The following is a 15,938-nucleotide window of genomic DNA, read 5'->3' on the forward strand; positions in this document are numbered from 1 at the left end:
GCGCAAAGTCTGGAACTGGGCGCTGGCCGAATGGCAGCGGCAAACCACGCTGGGGCAGCGCCCAGACGCCATGAAATTGAAAAACAGTTCAATGGGATCAAGTATGCTCACCCGGACTGGCTCGATGCCGAAGGCAGACCTTGGTTGCGAACGATTCACCGCGATGCGCATGCGCAGCCTTTCGCGCACCTAGAGCGGGCGTGGCGCCGCTACTACGAGCAACGGCAAGCCGGCAAGAAAGCCTATTCACCGACATTTAAAAGGAAAGGCCGCTGCCGCGACTCGTTCTATATTGCCAACGACAAGATTCGTTTTGAGGGCAAGTGCGCCGTGCTGCCAAGGATCGGGAAGGTCGTGCTGGCCGAGCTCCTGCGGTTTCCCGGAAAGATCATGGGCGCATGCGTATCGCGCGAAGCCGACCACTGGTATGTGGCCGTGCAGGTCAAGCTACCTGAACAGCTGGCCCGCCTGCAGCGCCAGGGTGATGGCGTGGTTGGGGTCGATCTCGGCATAAGCGCTGCGGCCGTCCTGCCCACGCCGAGAAGATACCGGCCCCACGGCCGCTACGTGCTAGCCAGCGGCGCCTGCGCATCCGCTCGCGCCGCCATGCACGCAAGCTGAAAGCCGCGAAGGCCACTGTCGGGATCACGGGCACGATCCCGAAAGGTGTGCGCCTGCCGGTGTCGCGCAACCGGAAAAAGGATGCGCGTGCGCTGGCGCGCCTGCATGCGCACATCACCCATGTACGCAACGATTTCGTCCATAAGCTCACGACTCGACTGTGCCGCGAAAACCAAGCGATAGCGATCGAGGACCTGAACGTGAGCGGCATGCTGGCCAACCATCGACTGGCGCGTGCGATCGCTGACGTTGGATTCTACGAGATCCGGCGTCAGCTCCAGTACAAGGCGCAACGTTACGACACCATCTTGGTGCTGGCGGATCGCTGGTATCCGTCCAGCAAACTGTGTTCGGCATGCGGCGCGCATTACACCGCATTGAAACTCAGTGAGCGTCATTGGACTTGCGCTTGCGGTATCTCTCACGACCGGGATGTGAACGCCGCGATCAATCTGCAACGGCTCGCCACCGACGCCCTCGTGGCGAGAACGGCGCTACCCGAGGCGAGTCATGCGGCAACGTATGGCACTGCCGCTGGAGAGGTTCCGGCGGCAGGCGGGAAAGTCACGCCTGTCAGGTACGAGTACGGTCAACAGGACGGCTCGGGGCAGGAAGAGAGCGGTGTGCACGTGTGTGCACCTTTTCGATAGCAGCCGAAGACCCAGCTCGACTACATCAACCGCGAGAAGGTCGAGGCCTACCTGAATGGCATCAAGGACGGCGCCCACGGCCGCGAGTGGTGCCTGGCGCGGCCGGTGCTGCCCGACGAACTCAACCTGGCCGTGGTGCGCCGCCTGAAGGCGACGCGCAAGCCGGCCGAACTCAAAAAAAACGCGGCGCCGCTGGTGCTGGCCGAGCTGCGCCGGCGCTTTCCCTGCTTGACGCCAGGCAAGAAAAAGCGCTGACCCGACTACGCCTGGATCAGAAGTCGACGTTCATCGACAGCCACAGGCGGCGGCCGTCCATATTGTTGACGTACACGCTGGTGTAGACCGGCGTCGCCGTCGGCGTTTCGCGGTAAGGACGGTAGTCGATGAAGTCCTTGTTCAGCAGGTTGTAGACCGCGGCATTGAGCGTGACCGCCGGCGTGATCTGGTAGCTAGTGCCCAGGTGCAGCATGGTGTAGGCCTTGTAGTCGCCCAGCTGCGCCTTGGTCGCGCGCGAAGACGCCGAGGTGCCCGGATCGCGGAAGCGCTCGCTGCGGTACTCGGCGCGCAGCCACGAATTCCATTGCGCCGAGATGTCCCAGGTGAGGCGCGCATTGACCGCATGTTCCGGCGTGTCGGACAGCGGCTTGCCCTCGTTAGGGCCGCTCTTCTGTTCGCTGTCGGTATACGTGTAGTTCGCGCTCGCGGCCCAGCCGGCGGCGATCGGGAAGCGCGTCGCCAGTTCCAGGCCGCGGGTCACCGCCTCGTCGACGTTGGTCGACTGGCCGAAGGCGTCGACGTTCGGCCAGTTGCCGAAGCTGACGCAACCCGGACGGTTCGGCGCATTGCGAAAGTCGCAGTTGAGCAGGCCCGTGCCGCTGGTGATCTTGTCCTTGAAGTCGTTATTGAATACGGTGGCGTTGGCGGTCCAGCCGGCCCCATTGTCGAAGTAGGCGCCCAGCTCGGTCGTCACGCTGGTCTCGGGTTTCAGGCCCGGACTGCCGACCAGGGGAATCGTGCCCTGGCCGCCGAAGCCGTTGATGCCCGGCGAGAGTTGCTCGACGCGCGGGGTTTTATAGCCCTTGCTGACGCCGCCCTTGACGGTCCAGCGCGGCGAGGCCGTCCACACCAGGTAGCCGCGCGGGCTGGTCTGGCCGCCGAAGATGCTGTGGTCGTCGTAGCGCGCTCCCAGGGTCAGGGCCAGCCCTTCATGGAAGCGCCATTCGTCTTCCAGGAACAGGGCCTTCTGGGTGAAGGCGAAGGTTTCCGGCGCCACGCCGTCGACCATCTCGGCGTCCCAGTGCTGGGCGCCGATCGTGGTCAGGTGGTTGCCCCATGGGACCAGCAGCTTGGTATCGAACACCTTGCTCTCGACTTCCAGCGTGCGCGGCGAGCCGACCACCGCGCCCGGCGTGCCCGGCGGGATGGTGCGGCCATTGGTCTCGGTCTTGTTGACCATATAGCTGCTGTCCCAGGTGCCGAATGGCAGGCGCGCTTTATAGGCGGCGGTGTACTGGTCGCGGTTGTATTTCTGTTCCGGACCGTAGCCGCCCTGCACGCCGAGGGTGCCGAGCAGGCCGGCCGAATTGTCGTACTTCTGGCGCGTGGCCTCGGCGTCGAGCGTGACCTCGTGGTAGCGGTTGGGCGTGAAGGCCACGCGCGCGCCGAGGTTGCGCACGGTCGATTCGACCGGGTTGGCGCCCATGTTCAGGCCCCGGGTCTGGCCTTCGTAGGTGATGTCGGCGGCGTCGCGGCGCTGGGCGCTGCCGCGCAGGGCCAGGCCCAGCACCTCGCTGGCGATCGGGCCGCTCAGGTAGAACTTGCCCGCCTTGACGTCGCCGAAGGCCGATTCTTCCTGCACCGTGTAATCGGCCGAGACCGAACCGTTCCACTGCTTGCCAACCTTGCGCGTGATGATGTTGATCACGCCGCCCATCGCGTCCGAACCGTACAGGGTCGACATCGGGCCGCGGATGATCTCAATGCGCTCGATGGCGCCGACCGGCGGCATGAAGCTGGTCGAGGTGCCGCCGAAGCCGTTCGGGGTCACGTTGCCGGCCGCGTTCTGGCGCCGGCCGTCGATCAGGATCAGGGTGTAGTCGCTCGGCATGCCGCGCACGCTGATGTTCATGCCGCCGGTCTTGTCGCCGGCGGCGGCGACGTCGATGCCTTCCACGCTTTCCAGCGCCTGGGCCAGGTTGCCGAAGCGTTCCTTCTCGAGCTGTTCGCGGGTCAGCACGGTGATCGAGGCCGGCGCTTCGCGGATGGTCTGCTCGAAGCCCGAGGCCGAGATGACGACGGTCGCCATGTCGGCCGGTGCGGCATCGGCGCCGACGTTGGCGTGAGCAGCGAAGGGCAGGGCGCCGATGGCGAGGCTGAGCAGGGAGCGGCGCAGCAGCGTCGCTTGGGGAATAGGTGTGGGCATCTCGGTTCCGTTGTTCTAGTTAAGGACGTGTAATTACAGCTGTAAAGTTATGTAAAGAGGTCGAACCGGCAACATTCTAAACACAAATACGAATCATTCCCATTCTTATTTATTAACCGGTGTCAAGAATGAGACGAAACGGCCCCGGCGCAGCGGCTGGGGAGCGGAGCGAGGAAGGGATCTGGCCGCGCGAACGGCGGCCTCGAAGTGGTAGCGCTGCATCAGTTTGGCCGATCTGGCCGGCGGTCTGCTTGTTCATCAGGCCGCTCGCGGCCAGGCCCATGATCTCGCAGTCGAGCGCGCCAGCCTTGATCGCGCGCACCGTCATCGGTATGTCGCCGTGGCCGGTCATGAACGCGATCGGCAGCAGGATCCGGCGCCGGCCCAGCTCGGCCTGGGAATCTAGCCCGCTGACGCCCTTCAGGCGCACGTCGAGCAGCACGCAGCATGGGCCGTCGGGCGGCATGCGGGCGAGGAATTCGGCGCCCGTTGGGCATGCCACGGCCTGGAAACCGCAGGAGCCGGGGAGGCTCGCAAGCGCGGCGTACAGCGAGGCGTCGTCGTCGATGAAGACCACCGGCGCGCTCATGTCTGCACTCATGCCGGCGCTCCCGTCACGGCGCTCGACGCATCCTCCACTTTCGGCGCGGCGCTTGGCAGCGTGAACGCCAGGGTCGCCCCCGGGCCGGTATGCGCCACGGCGCGGATGTTCCCGCCGTGGGCCTCGGCGATCATGCGCAGGTTGGCTGCGCCTCAACCGGCGTGACGTCGCCGCACCCACCTTGGCTGGAGGTGGCCATGCGTCTGAATGGATACCTGCGCATCGCGCTGATGGCCACCGCGGTCACCCTGCTAGCGGTCGGCACGGCCGCGATCATCGTCCATACGCCCTTGCCGCAACTGGCGATCCTCGCTTGATGGGGTCGCAATCGCCCGGCATTGTCGGCTATCATGCCGGGAGCGTCAGGGACGAGGCTGTCGGTCCCTGGGCACAGCGCCCCATTGTCATTACAGCCCATACAGGAGCACCTATGAAGAACACCATGATCCTGGCCGCGACCTTCGCCGCCGCAGCCGCGATGCCCGCAGCCCACGCCAGCGCCGACCTGGCCAAGGCCAAGGCCTGCATGGCCTGCCACACCGTCGCTTCCAAGCTGGTTGGTCCGTCGTACAAGGACGTCGCCGCCAAGTACGCGAAGGACGCCGGCGCCGAGGCGCGCCTGGCGCTGAAGATCCAGAAGGGCAGCAGCGGCACCTGGGGCCCAATCCCGATGCCGGCCAATCCGCAGGTCAGCGATGCCGAGGCGCAGACACTGGCCAAGTGGATCCTGGCGCAGAAATGATTCATCGGCGGCGCCGTCCAGCGCCGCCACCGCAAGGACCGCGCCACTGGCGCGGTCCTTGCATACGGGCCGGGCACCTGAACGACAGGACCCGCCCATGTTCCTCCCGAACGACGTCATCGAATATCTGGACGCTCCCGGCCGTCCGCTCCGCATCCTGTGGATCGACCCGGCCGGCGCCCAGGCCTATGTCTATGCGCTGGGCATTCCAGGGGCCGTGCCCCGGCCCGCATCCCTGCGCGCGCTGTACGCCGCAGTGCGGGAGCGGCGCGCGCGCCTGCTGCGGCCCGATCCCTGGCGCGCCGTCAGCCCCGCGGCAACGCCATCCGACAGCCAGCGCCGCCGTCAGCTGAAGGCCTGGAACGTGGTGAGCGCGCTGCACCATCATCTACCGGCGCTGTACCTGCCGCGCGAGCGCGCCGCCATGGTGGCGGCATGCAGCGAAGTGCACGGCATCGCGCCCGCCAGCATCATGCGCTGCCTGCGCCGCTACTGGGAACGGGGCCAGACCCTCGATGCGCTGCTGCCGGATTACGCCAACTCCGGTGCTCGAGGCGCGTCCCTTCGCCGGCGGGCGCTGCCAGACGGCGCGCCGCGGTTTCACCTTGCGCGAGCTCGGCGGCGAGGAACAATTGTGCCGCTTCGACCGCGGCCATTACATCAACCACGGACCGTGGCGCATCCCGCTCGACCACCAGTCCACCCTGCACTACGCCCGTGAATTCGCGGTGCCGCTCGAGGTGATGGTGAACGAGAACGACCACGCCTGGGTCTACCTGGAAGACGGCGGGCCGTTGTCGAAGCGGCGCCTGCGCGGGGCGCAGATCAAGGCCGATATGCGTGGCCATGTCGCCGAATTGCTGGCCAAGTCGGTCCAGTCGCGCCAGCTCGACGTCCGCCTGAGCAGCGAGGACCAGATTCTGCTACTCGACTACCTGGCGCGCGAGGGCGCCCTCGGTGCGGGCGACCTGGCCTACAAGGGCCGCAGCGGGCGCGGCTTCGCGACCAATCCGGGCGCGGGCCTGGTGCCGGGCGCCGGCACGCCATCCGACCCGCTGGCCTTCGGCGACCTGCTGGCGGCCAGGGTGGGCAAGGTGTACAGCGCCGTGCAGGAGTTTCCGATGCACGCGACCATGTTCCAGCCGGTGGGCGGCATGGACCGCATTCCGCAGGCCTTCGCCAAACGCCTGGGCGACGCGATCCGCTACGGAGCCGAAGTGCGGCGCATCCGCCAGGACGCCGCCGGCGTCACCATCGACCTGCACGATACCGCCAGCGGCCAGGCCTCGAGCGTGAAGGCCGATTACTGCCTGTGCACCTTGCCGCTGTCGGTGCTGCGCATGATCGACACCGATTTCTCGGACGGCTTCAAGGCGGCGCTCAAGGCCGTGCCCTATGCGCCGGTCGGCAAGATCGGTCTGCAGATGGGACGCCGCTTCTGGGAAGAGGACGATCACATCTACGGCGGCCACGTTCTCACCGATCTCAAGGGCATCAACACGATCTCGCTGCCGTCGAGCGGCTGGCAGCAGCGCAAGGGCGTAGTGCTCGGCTATTACAACTATGCGCTCGACGCCATCGAGGTCAGTGCGCTGTCGCCGGCGCAGCGGGCCGAGTTCGCGCTGGCCGCCGGCGAGAAAATCTTTCCGGCCTATCGCAGCGCCTACGAGAACGCGTTCTCGGTGGCCTGGCACCGCGTTCAGTACAGCCTGGGCGGCTGGGCCGAGTGGAACGAGGGGGCGCGGCGGAGCGCCTATCCGCTGCTGCTCGAGGGAGAGGGCAGGGTGCAGCTCGCCGGCGAGCACCTGAGCTACCTGACCGGCTGGCAGGCCGGGGCCATCGAATCGGCCTGGCAGCAGATCGAACGGCTGCACCGGAGGGCGAGCGCATGAAAGCCATTCTAAAAGGCTGGGCGCTTGCTGCCTGGCTGTGCACGGGCGCTGCCCTCGCCCAGACCGCGCCAGCTTCCGCCGACGGCGAGACCCTGTTCGCGAAGAACTGCGCGGCCTGCCACCAGGCCGACGGGCGCGGCATCCCCGGCGCCTTCCCCGCGCTGGCGGGCAGCGCGCTGGCGCTGGGCGCACCGGCCGAGGGGGCCGAGGTGCTGCTCAAGGGCCGCGGGGGCATGCCCGACTTCAGCGGCAGCCTCGACGACGCCGACATCGCGGCGGTGCTGAGCTATGTCCGCGCCAGCTGGGGCAACCGCGCCGCGCCGGTCGCGGACGCCGAGGTCGGCGCGCTGCGCATGGCCCTGCAATTGCCGCCGGCCAGCCGCAACCGTTTCGGCAACAAGCATTGAACCGTTTTCTTCCAACCACCATGAAAGGCCTGCTGATGAAGAATGTCGACCGCCGTCCCGCCTCACGACTCGCCGCCTCGCTACTCCTCCTGCCCCTGCTGCTGCCGGTCGGCGCCGGCGCCCAGGACATCGTGCGCCACAAGATCCCGAATTCCGATTTCCCGATTGCCCAGGCAGTGAGCGTGCCGCCCAACGCCACCATCCACTTCATCAGCGGCCAGGTGCCGCCGGTCGTGCACAAGGAGCGCGACCCGAACACCATCGCGGCCTTCGGCGACACCCGGACCCAGACCGTCGGGGTCCTGCAGCGCATCCGCGACATCCTGCAGGGGATGGGCCTGGGCATCGGCGACGTGGTCAAGATGCAGGTGTTCCTGGTGGGCGATCCGGAGCACGGCGGCCGCGCCGACGTCGCCGGCTTCATGGCCGGCTATACCCAGTTCTTCGGCGGCGCCCAGCCCAATCTGCCGGCGCGCGCGGTGATGCAGGTGGCGGCCCTGAGCAACCCGGGGTGGCTGGTGGAGATCGAAGTCGTCGCCGCGAAGAAGTAGGCAAGCAGGTACGCAAGAAGCAAGCAAGGCTGTTCTCGTCCAACAATTCCAACTAGGGGGAACACATGGTCAAAGGCTTTCTTCATACCGGCATCGCCGGCCTGCTCACCTGCGGCATCTGCGCCCACGCCGCCGCCGAACCCGGCCCGGATGCCGGGCGCGACGAGGACAATGCGCCCGCCAGTGCGGCCGCGCCTGATGCCGCCGCGCAGGGCGTCTCGAACAGCGGCGTGGTGATCGTCACCGGCACCCGCGCCGCCGGCCTCACGGTCGAGACCAGCGCCTCGCCGATCCAGGTGCTGGACGCGGCCTCGCTGGGACGCACCGGCCAGCCCGACCTGATCCAGGCGCTGTCGCAGAACCTGCCTTCGCTCAACGCCCAGGCCTTCGGCAGCGATATGGCGAACATGACGCTGTCGGCGCGCCTGCGCGGCCTGAGCCCGAACAATACGCTGGTCCTCGTCAACGGCAAGCGGCGCCACGGCACCGCCAACCTGGCGGTGCTGGGCGGCCCTTACCAGGGTGGCGCGGCGGCCGACCTGAACTACATTCCGGTGGCGGCGATCGACCGCATCGAGGTGCTGCAGGACGGCGCCGCCGCGCAATACGGCACCGACGCCATCGCCGGCGTGATCAACATCATCCTCAAGTCGAACAACCGCGGCGGCAGCGCCAACGTCAACGGCGGCGGCTATATGGACGGGGGCGGCCATACCGGCGACGGCATGGCCAATATCGGCCTGACCCCGTTCGCCGACGCCTTCCTGAGCCTGACCGCCGAGACCAAGTACCACGGCTTCTCGGACCGCGGCGGCATCGATCCGCGCGTGGTGGACCCGGCCACCGTGGCCGAGATGCCGTCCCTGGTCGACGCGCCAGGCTACCCCTACCTGAACAAGATCCAGGGCGACGCCCAGTATCGCCAGCACATTGCCGCCGCCAATTTCGGGGTCGACTTCGGCGCCGACACCTCGCTGTACAGCTTCGCGACCTATGGCAAGAAGGAAGCGCGCGCCTGGGAGAACTACCGCATGCCGAACCGGCTGCCGCAGATCTATCCCTTCGGCTTCAGCCCGCAAGAGACCTTCGACGAGGAAGACTATGCCTTCACCCTCGGCATCAAGGGCCGGATGTTCGGGGCCTGGAACTGGGACCTGTCGAGCACCTACGGCAAGGACGTGGCCAAGCTCGGGGTGGCCAATTCGGCCAACATCTCGCTGTACACGGGTACCGGCGCCACGCCGCTCGAGTTCGATGCCGGCGAGTTCCGCGCCAGCCAGTGGGCCAATAACTTCGACCTGAGCCGCGAGTTCGACGTCGGCTGGGCCACGCCGCTGACGCTGGCCCTGGGCCTCGAGCACCGCCGCGACACCTACGAGATCGTGGCCGGCGACGCGGCCTCGCGTTACAAGGAAGGCTCGCAGTCGTATCCGGGCTTTTCGCTTACCGACGCCGGCAGCCATAGCCGCAACAACAAGGCCGCCTACGTCAACCTGGCGGTCCAGCCGCTGCCCGGCTGGACGGTCGACATCGCCGGCCGCTACGAGCGCTTCAGCGACTTCGGCAACGCCAAGGTCGGCAAGCTGACCAGCCGCTACGACTTCTCGCCGGCGGTGGCGCTGCGCGCGACCTACAGCAACGGCTTCCGCGCGCCGACGCTGGCCGAATCGTATTATTCGGCCACCAACGTTTCGCCGCGCAGCGCCTTCGTGCAGCTGGCGCCGAATTCGCCGGGCGCGCGGCTGGTGGGCATCAATGGCCTCAAGCCCGAAGCCTCGACCAATATCAGCGCCGGCCTGGTGCTAAACCCGCGGGCCGGCCTGGCGATCACGCTCGACGCCTACCAGATCACGATCCGCGACCGCATCGTCGGCAGCGGCGCGCTGTACGGCTCCGGCGGCGCGGTCAATGCCCCGGCGGTGACGGCGGCGATCCTCGCCAACGGCAACGTGCTCGACCCGACCGTGGTCCAGACCGGGATCAACATCTTCTCCAACGCAGTCAACACGCGCAGCCGCGGCATGGAGGCAGTGGCCACCATGAGCAGCAACTACGGCAGCTACGGGCGGGTCGACTGGTCGGCGGCGGCCAACTACAACCATGTAGAGGTCATCAAGATCAACCAGGCGCCGCCCGAGTTGCAACCGCAGACCCTGCTCGACGAGACCGCGATCTCGCACCTGGAGACCGCCTCGCCGCGCATGCGGGTCAACCTGGGCGCGCTGTGGAAGGTGGGCGCCTGGACCGTCAACCTGCGCGAGAACTACATCGGCAAATCGTCGGAGCAGGTCTCGTCGGACGGTGCGGTCTACTATGAAAACAGGATCAAGCCCAAGCTGCTGACCGACCTCGAGGTGAGCTACCAGTTCAGCAAGGCCTGGACGCTGTCGCTGGGGGCCAATAACCTGTTCGACGAGTACCCCGACATGGTCAACCCTTTAGTGCTGGCGGAGCAGCGCGCCAATCTGGACAATGGCGCGGTGACGATCTATCCGGCGTTCTCTCCCTTCGGCATCAACGGCGGCTATTACTATGCACGCGCCAGCCTGAAGTTCTGATGAGGAAGAGGCCCTGCGGGTGGCAGTATCGCGGCCGCCCGCAGGGCTTCGAGGCTATGTTCGAAAGTTTCGATGATAGGCCGCTAAATTACCCGTTTTTCAAGTCCTCGTGGCGCGAGCATAATGACTCCATCGCATCGAACACGCGACGGATCGACCGGCGGATTCCCCGCCCTGGCGATCGACCGCTTCGATGATCACAACCACGAAAGGATGACACCATGTTGAACGTACGTAAAAGCAATGAACGCGGCGGCGCAAGCTTTGGCTGGCTGGACTCGAAGCACACCTTCTCCTTCGGCCACTACCACGATCCGAAGCACATGGGCTTCGGTCCGCTGCGCGTCATCAACGAGGACAAGGTGCAACCCGGCCGCGGTTTCGATTCGCACGGCCACCGCGACATGGAGATCATCTCGTATGTGCTCGACGGCGCGCTGGAGCACAAGGACAGCATGGGCAACGGTTCGGTGCTGCGCTACGGCGACGTGCAGATCATGAGCGCGGGCACGGGCGTGGTGCACAGCGAGTACAACCACTCGAAAACCGAGGGCGTGCACTTCCTGCAGATCTGGATCATGCCGAACGTGGGCGGCGCCGAGCCGCGCTACGAAGAGAAGCATTTCGACACCGCCGACAAGACCGGCAAGCTGCGCCTGATCGGATCGCCCGACGGCCGCGATGGTTCGGTCTCGATCCGCCAGGATGCCGCGTTGTATGCGACCATCCTCGACGGTGACGATGAGGTGAAGCATGCCTTGGGCGCCGGCCGCCAGGCCTATGTCCACGTGGTGCGCGGCCAGGTGACGGTCAATGGCCTCGCGCTGGACGGCGGCGACGCGCTGAAGGTCACCGGCGAAGAAGCCGTGACCCTGGCCCAGGCCGCCAGCGCCGAGGTGTTATTGTTCGACCTGCCACAGTAAGCAGCCATCAGCAGCCAGGTAGAACGCCGTCCCGCCAGCGGGACGGCGCCTCGATCACCACGATAACAGGAGACGACCATGCAAGTGACGACCACCCGCGGCAACGATAAACTGCAATACAAGATCAGGATCGGCAAGCACGAGTTGATCGCCGACGCTCCCGAAGATTTCGGCGGCGACGACAGCGGCCCCGAACCGCACGATCTGCTGGCCGCATCCCTGGCCGCCTGCACCGCACTGACCGTGACGATGTATGCCAAGCGCAAAGGCATGCAACTCGACGACGTACGGGTCGCCATCGACCACGGCCAGCAGGACGGCGCCTACGAACTGCGCCGCCACATCGAATTCGTCGGCCAATTGAGCGCGGACGAACGCGCCCGCCTGCTCGACATCGCCAACAAGTGCCCGGTCCACAAGACCCTGTCCGGCACGATTCATATCCATACCGAGGCGGCTCAAGCCACGGATTAAGCCTCTGCGGGCCCCGCGCAAGGGTCGGGCAGCATGCGGGCGAATGTAGCGCCGGTCCGCATGCGCTCGATCCACCACTTGAGCGCGGCGCCATCCTCGCCGCTGCGCCAGGCGAGATAGAAAGTCTCGTCGGCCTTCGGTTCCACCACCTGTTTTTCGACCAGCAAACCCTGGTCGATGGCCGGTCGCGCCCATGCCTCCGGCAGGAAGCCGAAGCCGAGGCCCTGGACCTGGAACTCGTATTTGGTGCGCATATCGGGCACCGCCAGCGTCTCCTGCCCGAACAGCAGGCCGACGGTGCGCGCGCCGAGCACCCGCGCCGAGTCCGAGACCGAGATCGCCCGGTAGGGCAGCAGGTCGGTCTTGTCGAGGGGATGTTCCAGCCGTGCCAGCGGATGGTGCGGGGCGACCGTAAACACGAAGGCGCTGGTGCCGAGCGGCTCGGCGGTATAGCCGCCGCCCGACGGGCCCTCGCCGGCAGCGCCCACCAGCAGGTCGACGCGGCGGTCGAGCAGGGCGTCCCAGGTGCCCGACAGCGATTCACGGACGATGCGCAGCCGGGTCTGGTCGGCCACGCCATAGAAGGCTTCGATGTCCGGCTGCAGCGCGCCGGCCGACAGGACGGAATCCATGCCCAGGGCGATCTCGGTTTCCCAGCCCGAGGCCACGCGCCGCACCCGCGATTCGAGGTCGCCCGCGGCGCGCAGCAGGTAGCGGCCTTCCTTGAGCAGCTCCTGGCCGGCGGCGGTGAGGGTCACCTTGGGGCCGAAGCGGTCGAACAGGCGCACGCCCAGGTCGTCCTCGAGCTTGGAGACCGTGTAGGAGATGGTCGATGGCACGCGAAACAGTTCTTTCGCGGCCCCGGCGAAGGAGCCGCGGCGGGCAATGGTTTCGATGATCTGGAGGGCGTCGAGGCTGAGCTTGAGCAATTGTAGGTCCCATGGTGCGTGATGGCGCCATGGTAGCGCCAAGGCCCGGGACAAACCAAGCCCCCGGGCTTTGAAAATAGCAATCTGATTCTATCGCCGCGGCGATGGTCTAACGATACTGGAACGAACGGGCGCCGCGTTGGCGCCTCCCGCAAGGAGGAGCTGGACATGTATCTGATTTCACTGGGCGCCGGCATCCTGGCCGGCCTGTTGTACGGCCTGATCAACGTGCGCTCGCCGGCGCCGCCCGCCATCGCGCTGGTCGGCCTGCTGGGCATGCTGATCGGCGAGCAGATCGTCCCGGTGGCCAAGCGCCTGATCGAGGGCGCGCCGGTCACCGCCAGCTGGTTCGCCAGCGAATGCAAGCCCAAGATCACTGGCGTTGCCGCCAAGGCGCCGGAGCCTGGCGCCAAGGACGGCCCGCGCCAGGGCTGACCGTCAATTTTCATCACCAAAAGGAGAACATCATGAGCAATCCAAAACTCGAAGTCCTGACCCCGCAGAATTCGCAGCTGATCGTCATCGACCACCAGCCGCAGATGGCCTTCGGCGTGCAGTCGATCGACCGCCAGACCCTGAAGAACAATGTCGTCGGCCTGGCCAAGGCGGCCAAGGTGTTCAACATCCCGACCACGATCACGACCGTCGAAACCGAATCGTTCTCGGGAAACACCTACCCCGAGCTGCTGGACGTGTTCCCGGGCCACCAGATCCTGGAGCGCACCTCGATGAACTCGTGGGACGACCAGAAGGTGCGCGATGCGCTCAAGGCCAATGGCCGCAAGAAGGTCATCGTGGCCGGCCTGTGGACCGAAGTGTGCAACACCACCTTCGCCCTGTGCGCGATGCTCGAAGGCGACTACGAAATCTATATGGTGTCTGACGCCTCGGGCGGCACCAGCAAGGAAGCGCACGACATGGCGATGCTGCGCATGGTGCAGGCCGGCGTGGTGCCGGTGACCTGGCAGCAGGTGCTGCTCGAGTGGCAGCGCGACTGGGCCCACCGCGACACCTATAACGACGTGATGAAGATTGTCACCGAGCACTCGGGCGCCTATGGCATGGGCGTGGACTACGCCTACACCATGGTGCACAAGGCACCGGCGCGCGCCCAGGGCACGCACGAGGTGCTGGCGCCGGTTCCAGCGCGCTGATCGGTGCGCTGATCAGCCGCCAAGATCCACAGAAGTTCTCGCCGCCGCACGCCCTCCAAAGCGCGCGGCGGTTGCCGCAAACCCGCCGGGCAAGCCGCGCCCGGCGACATTTGGAGTACAAGCATGAACCAAGCACAGTCCACCCCGCCGCTCATCCTGATCAACGGTTGCTTCGCTACGCTCGACCGCGAACAGCCCCAGGCCAGCGCCGTCGCCATCCAGGACGGACGTTTCCTGGCCGTGGGCGACACCGACTACGTGATGCGCCACCGCCGCGACGGCAGCCAGGTGATCGACCTGAACGGCCGCACCGTGGTGCCGGGCCTGAACGACTCGCACCTGCACCTGATCCGCGGGGGCCTCAACTACAACCTCGAGCTGCGCTGGGAAGGCGTGCCGTCGCTGGCCGACGCCCTGCGCATGCTGAAGGAACAGGCCGATCGCACGCCGAATCCGCAGTGGGTGAGGGTGGTGGGCGGCTGGAACGAATTCCAGTTCGCCGAGCGCCGCATGCCGACCCTGGACGAAATCAATGCCGCCGCGCCGGATACGCCGGTGTTCATCCTGCACCTGTACGACCGCGCCCTGCTCAATCGCGCGGCCCTGCGCGCGGTAGGCTACACCAAGGACACGCCGAATCCTCCGGGCGGCGAGATCGTGCGCGACGGCGCCGGCAACCCGACCGGCATGCTGATCGCGCGTCCGAACGCGATGATCCTGTACGCGACCCTGGCCAAGGGCCCCAAGCTGCCCTACGACCTGCAGGTGAACTCGACCCGCCAATTCATGCGCGAACTGAACCGCCTGGGCCTGACCAGCGCAATCGACGCCGGCGGCGGCTTCCAGAACTACCCCGAAGACTACGCCGTCATCGAGGAACTCGACAAGGCAAACCAGCTGACCATCCGCATCGCCTACAACCTGTTCACCCAGAACAAGGGCAAGGAGCTGGAAGACTTCCAGCGCTGGACCGGCATGGTGACGCCGGGGCAGGGCAGCGACTACTACCGCGCCAACGGCGCCGGCGAGATGCTGGTGTTCTCGGCGGCCGACTTCGAGGATTTCCTGGAGCCGCGCCCCGACCTCGATCCCGGCATGGAAGACGAGCTGGAACGCGTGGTGCGCCACCTGGTGGCCCAGCGCTGGCCGTTCCGCCTGCACGCCACCTATGACGAATCGATCTCGCGCATGCTCGACGTGTTCGAGAAGGTCAACCGCGACATCCCGTTCGACGGCCTGCACTGGATGTTCGACCACTGCGAGACCATCACCCAGCGCAATATCGACCGCGTCGCCGCGCTCGGCGGCGGCATCGCGATCCAGCACCGCATGGCCTTCCAGGGCGAGTACTTCGTCGACCGCTACGGCGCTGACGCTGCGAAGACGACGCCGCCGGTGAAGCGGATGCTGGAAACCGGCGTGCCGGTCGGCGCCGGCACCGACGCCACCCGCGTGGCCAGCTACAACCCGTGGACCTCGCTGTACTGGCTGGTAACGGGCCGCACCGTGGGTGGCCTGCCGCTGTACGGGACCGCTGGCCACCTGCCGCGCCAGGTCGCGCTGGAACTGTGGACCGCGGGCAGCGCCTGGTTCTCCAACGAGCAGGAACGCAAGGGCCGCATCCGCGAGGGCATGCTGGCCGACCTCGCGGTGCTGTCGCAGGACTTCTTCAGCATCGACGCCGAAGAGATCAAGGCGATCGAATCGGTGCTGACCGTGGTCGGTGGCCGCATCGTCTACGGCGCCGCCGAATTCACCAGTCTCGGACCGCCGCCGATCCCCGTATTGCCCGAATGGTCGCCGGTGAGCAAGGTGCCGGGCCATTGGAGGAAGGTCGAGCCGCAAGCGCAGCAGAATATGCGGAACAGCGCCTTGCCGCACCAGTGCAGCGGCCCATGCGGCGTGCATGCCCACAGCCATGATACCGCGCGCCGTTCGAACATGCCGGTATCGGATTTCAGCAGCTTCTGGGGCGCGCTGGGTTGCAGCTGCTTTGCTTTCTGATGATGGCAGC

At 66.6% G+C, this 15,938-nt stretch carries 17 protein-coding genes and 1 pseudogene; 14 read left to right on the plus strand and 4 right to left on the minus strand.

Features of this window, described 5'->3' with window-relative positions; translation table 11 throughout:
* The first annotated feature begins 30 nt into the window (after positions 1-30).
* The 3 genes and pseudogenes from J3U95_RS28345 to J3U95_RS11565 all read left to right on the plus strand — a co-directional run.
* The gene (locus J3U95_RS28345) at positions 31-621 is read left to right on the plus strand and encodes a hypothetical protein (RefSeq protein ID WP_229519807.1); all 591 of its coding nucleotides are present in this window, start codon (positions 31-33) and stop codon (positions 619-621) included.
* Positions 591-1,271 (plus strand): RNA-guided endonuclease InsQ/TnpB family protein, encoded by a 681-nt coding sequence (locus tag J3U95_RS28350; RefSeq protein WP_370662064.1) that lies wholly within the window; start codon positions 591-593, stop codon positions 1,269-1,271. The genes J3U95_RS28345 and J3U95_RS28350 overlap by 31 nt, the downstream gene beginning before the upstream one ends.
* An 18-nt stretch (positions 1,272-1,289) precedes the next feature.
* Positions 1,290-1,526, plus strand: a pseudogene (locus tag J3U95_RS11565) (Rap1a/Tai family immunity protein); the annotation flags it as partial.
* Positions 1,527-1,542: 16 nt separating this feature from the next.
* On the opposite strand, the gene J3U95_RS11570 reads toward J3U95_RS11565, so the two are convergent.
* The 3 genes from J3U95_RS11570 to J3U95_RS11580 all read right to left on the minus strand — a co-directional run bounded on the left by J3U95_RS11570 (position 1,543) and on the right by J3U95_RS11580 (position 4,428).
* Positions 1,543-3,693 (minus strand): TonB-dependent receptor domain-containing protein, encoded by a 2,151-nt coding sequence (locus J3U95_RS11570; protein WP_208278746.1) that lies wholly within the window; start codon positions 3,691-3,693, stop codon positions 1,543-1,545.
* Positions 3,694-3,805: 112 nt separating this feature from the next.
* Positions 3,806-4,294 carry a response regulator transcription factor gene (locus J3U95_RS11575; RefSeq protein WP_208278747.1) on the minus strand — a complete coding sequence of 163 codons (489 nt, stop codon included), beginning with the start codon at positions 4,292-4,294 and terminating at the stop codon, positions 3,806-3,808.
* Positions 4,291-4,428, minus strand: coding sequence for a hypothetical protein (locus tag J3U95_RS11580; protein WP_208278748.1), 138 nt, complete (start codon positions 4,426-4,428; stop codon positions 4,291-4,293). Before J3U95_RS11580 ends, J3U95_RS11575 begins: the two co-directional genes overlap by 4 nt.
* A gap of 296 nt (positions 4,429-4,724) precedes the next feature.
* Here J3U95_RS11580 and J3U95_RS11585 point away from each other — a divergent pair, with 296 nt between their 5' ends.
* The 8 genes from J3U95_RS11585 to J3U95_RS11615 all read left to right on the plus strand — a co-directional run bounded on the left by J3U95_RS11585 (position 4,725) and on the right by J3U95_RS11615 (position 11,841).
* The gene (locus J3U95_RS11585; RefSeq protein WP_208278749.1) at positions 4,725-5,036 is read left to right on the plus strand and encodes a c-type cytochrome; all 312 of its coding nucleotides are present in this window, start codon (positions 4,725-4,727) and stop codon (positions 5,034-5,036) included.
* 97 nt (positions 5,037-5,133) lie between these two features.
* Positions 5,134-5,757, plus strand: coding sequence for a hypothetical protein (locus tag J3U95_RS28355; RefSeq protein WP_229519780.1), 624 nt, complete (start codon positions 5,134-5,136; stop codon positions 5,755-5,757).
* Positions 5,642-6,928, plus strand: a complete 1,287-nt coding sequence (locus J3U95_RS11590; RefSeq protein ID WP_229519781.1) for a flavin monoamine oxidase family protein — start codon at positions 5,642-5,644, stop codon at positions 6,926-6,928. Before J3U95_RS28355 ends, J3U95_RS11590 begins: the two co-directional genes overlap by 116 nt.
* The gene (locus J3U95_RS11595) at positions 6,925-7,335 is read left to right on the plus strand and encodes a c-type cytochrome (RefSeq protein WP_208278751.1); all 411 of its coding nucleotides are present in this window, start codon (positions 6,925-6,927) and stop codon (positions 7,333-7,335) included. Before J3U95_RS11590 ends, J3U95_RS11595 begins: the two co-directional genes overlap by 4 nt.
* Positions 7,336-7,370: 35 nt before the next feature.
* The gene (locus tag J3U95_RS11600) at positions 7,371-7,886 is read left to right on the plus strand and encodes a RidA family protein (protein WP_208278752.1); all 516 of its coding nucleotides are present in this window, start codon (positions 7,371-7,373) and stop codon (positions 7,884-7,886) included.
* A 65-nt stretch (positions 7,887-7,951) separates the two neighbouring features.
* Positions 7,952-10,444 carry a TonB-dependent receptor plug domain-containing protein gene (locus J3U95_RS11605; RefSeq protein WP_208278753.1) on the plus strand — a complete coding sequence of 831 codons (2,493 nt, stop codon included), beginning with the start codon at positions 7,952-7,954 and terminating at the stop codon, positions 10,442-10,444.
* Between the two features lie 221 nt (positions 10,445-10,665).
* Positions 10,666-11,367, plus strand: a complete 702-nt coding sequence (locus J3U95_RS11610; protein WP_208278754.1) for a pirin family protein — start codon at positions 10,666-10,668, stop codon at positions 11,365-11,367.
* A 78-nt stretch (positions 11,368-11,445) separates the two neighbouring features.
* Positions 11,446-11,841 (plus strand): OsmC family protein, encoded by a 396-nt coding sequence (locus J3U95_RS11615; protein WP_208278755.1) that lies wholly within the window; start codon positions 11,446-11,448, stop codon positions 11,839-11,841.
* Here J3U95_RS11615 and J3U95_RS11620 read toward each other — a convergent pair.
* Positions 11,838-12,770 carry a LysR substrate-binding domain-containing protein gene (locus J3U95_RS11620; RefSeq protein WP_208278756.1) on the minus strand — a complete coding sequence of 311 codons (933 nt, stop codon included), beginning with the start codon at positions 12,768-12,770 and terminating at the stop codon, positions 11,838-11,840. The genes J3U95_RS11615 and J3U95_RS11620 overlap by 4 nt on opposite strands.
* Positions 12,771-12,932: 162 nt before the next feature.
* On the opposite strand from J3U95_RS11620, the gene J3U95_RS11625 reads away from it, so the two are divergent.
* The 3 genes from J3U95_RS11625 to J3U95_RS11635 all read left to right on the plus strand — a co-directional run bounded on the left by J3U95_RS11625 (position 12,933) and on the right by J3U95_RS11635 (position 15,928).
* The gene (locus J3U95_RS11625) at positions 12,933-13,205 is read left to right on the plus strand and encodes a XapX domain-containing protein (RefSeq protein ID WP_208278854.1); all 273 of its coding nucleotides are present in this window, start codon (positions 12,933-12,935) and stop codon (positions 13,203-13,205) included.
* Between the two features lie 32 nt (positions 13,206-13,237).
* Positions 13,238-13,924, plus strand: a complete 687-nt coding sequence (locus J3U95_RS11630; RefSeq protein ID WP_208278757.1) for a hydrolase — start codon at positions 13,238-13,240, stop codon at positions 13,922-13,924.
* A gap of 123 nt (positions 13,925-14,047) precedes the next feature.
* Positions 14,048-15,928, plus strand: coding sequence for an amidohydrolase (locus J3U95_RS11635; RefSeq protein ID WP_208278758.1), 1,881 nt, complete (start codon positions 14,048-14,050; stop codon positions 15,926-15,928).
* Positions 15,929-15,938 lie beyond the last annotated feature (10 nt).

This window comes from Massilia oculi (assembly GCF_017582745.1).
GTDB lineage: Bacteria > Pseudomonadota > Gammaproteobacteria > Burkholderiales > Burkholderiaceae_D > Telluria > Telluria oculi_A.

Excerpts from the sequence above, each read along its gene's own strand:
- J3U95_RS11570 (WP_208278746.1), bottom strand. The coding sequence starts at position 3,693 with ATGCCCACACCTATTCCCCAAGCGACGCTGCTGCGCCGCTCCCTGCTC.
- J3U95_RS28355 (WP_229519780.1), top strand. The coding sequence starts at position 5,134 with ATGTTCCTCCCGAACGACGTCATCGAATATCTGGACGCTCCCGGCCGT.
- J3U95_RS11585 (WP_208278749.1), top strand. The coding sequence starts at position 4,725 with ATGAAGAACACCATGATCCTGGCCGCGACCTTCGCCGCCGCAGCCGCG.
- J3U95_RS11575 (WP_208278747.1), bottom strand. The coding sequence starts at position 4,294 with ATGAGTGCAGACATGAGCGCGCCGGTGGTCTTCATCGACGACGACGCC.
- J3U95_RS11580 (WP_208278748.1), bottom strand. The coding sequence starts at position 4,428 with ATGATCGCCGAGGCCCACGGCGGGAACATCCGCGCCGTGGCGCATACC.
- J3U95_RS28345 (WP_229519807.1), top strand. The coding sequence starts at position 31 with ATGGCAGCGGCAAACCACGCTGGGGCAGCGCCCAGACGCCATGAAATT.
- J3U95_RS11630 (WP_208278757.1), top strand. The coding sequence starts at position 13,238 with ATGAGCAATCCAAAACTCGAAGTCCTGACCCCGCAGAATTCGCAGCTG.
- J3U95_RS11595 (WP_208278751.1), top strand. The coding sequence starts at position 6,925 with ATGAAAGCCATTCTAAAAGGCTGGGCGCTTGCTGCCTGGCTGTGCACG.
- J3U95_RS11610 (WP_208278754.1), top strand. The coding sequence starts at position 10,666 with ATGTTGAACGTACGTAAAAGCAATGAACGCGGCGGCGCAAGCTTTGGC.
- J3U95_RS11600 (WP_208278752.1), top strand. The coding sequence starts at position 7,371 with ATGAAGAATGTCGACCGCCGTCCCGCCTCACGACTCGCCGCCTCGCTA.
- J3U95_RS11615 (WP_208278755.1), top strand. The coding sequence starts at position 11,446 with ATGCAAGTGACGACCACCCGCGGCAACGATAAACTGCAATACAAGATC.
- J3U95_RS11605 (WP_208278753.1), top strand. The coding sequence starts at position 7,952 with ATGGTCAAAGGCTTTCTTCATACCGGCATCGCCGGCCTGCTCACCTGC.
- J3U95_RS11635 (WP_208278758.1), top strand. The coding sequence starts at position 14,048 with ATGAACCAAGCACAGTCCACCCCGCCGCTCATCCTGATCAACGGTTGC.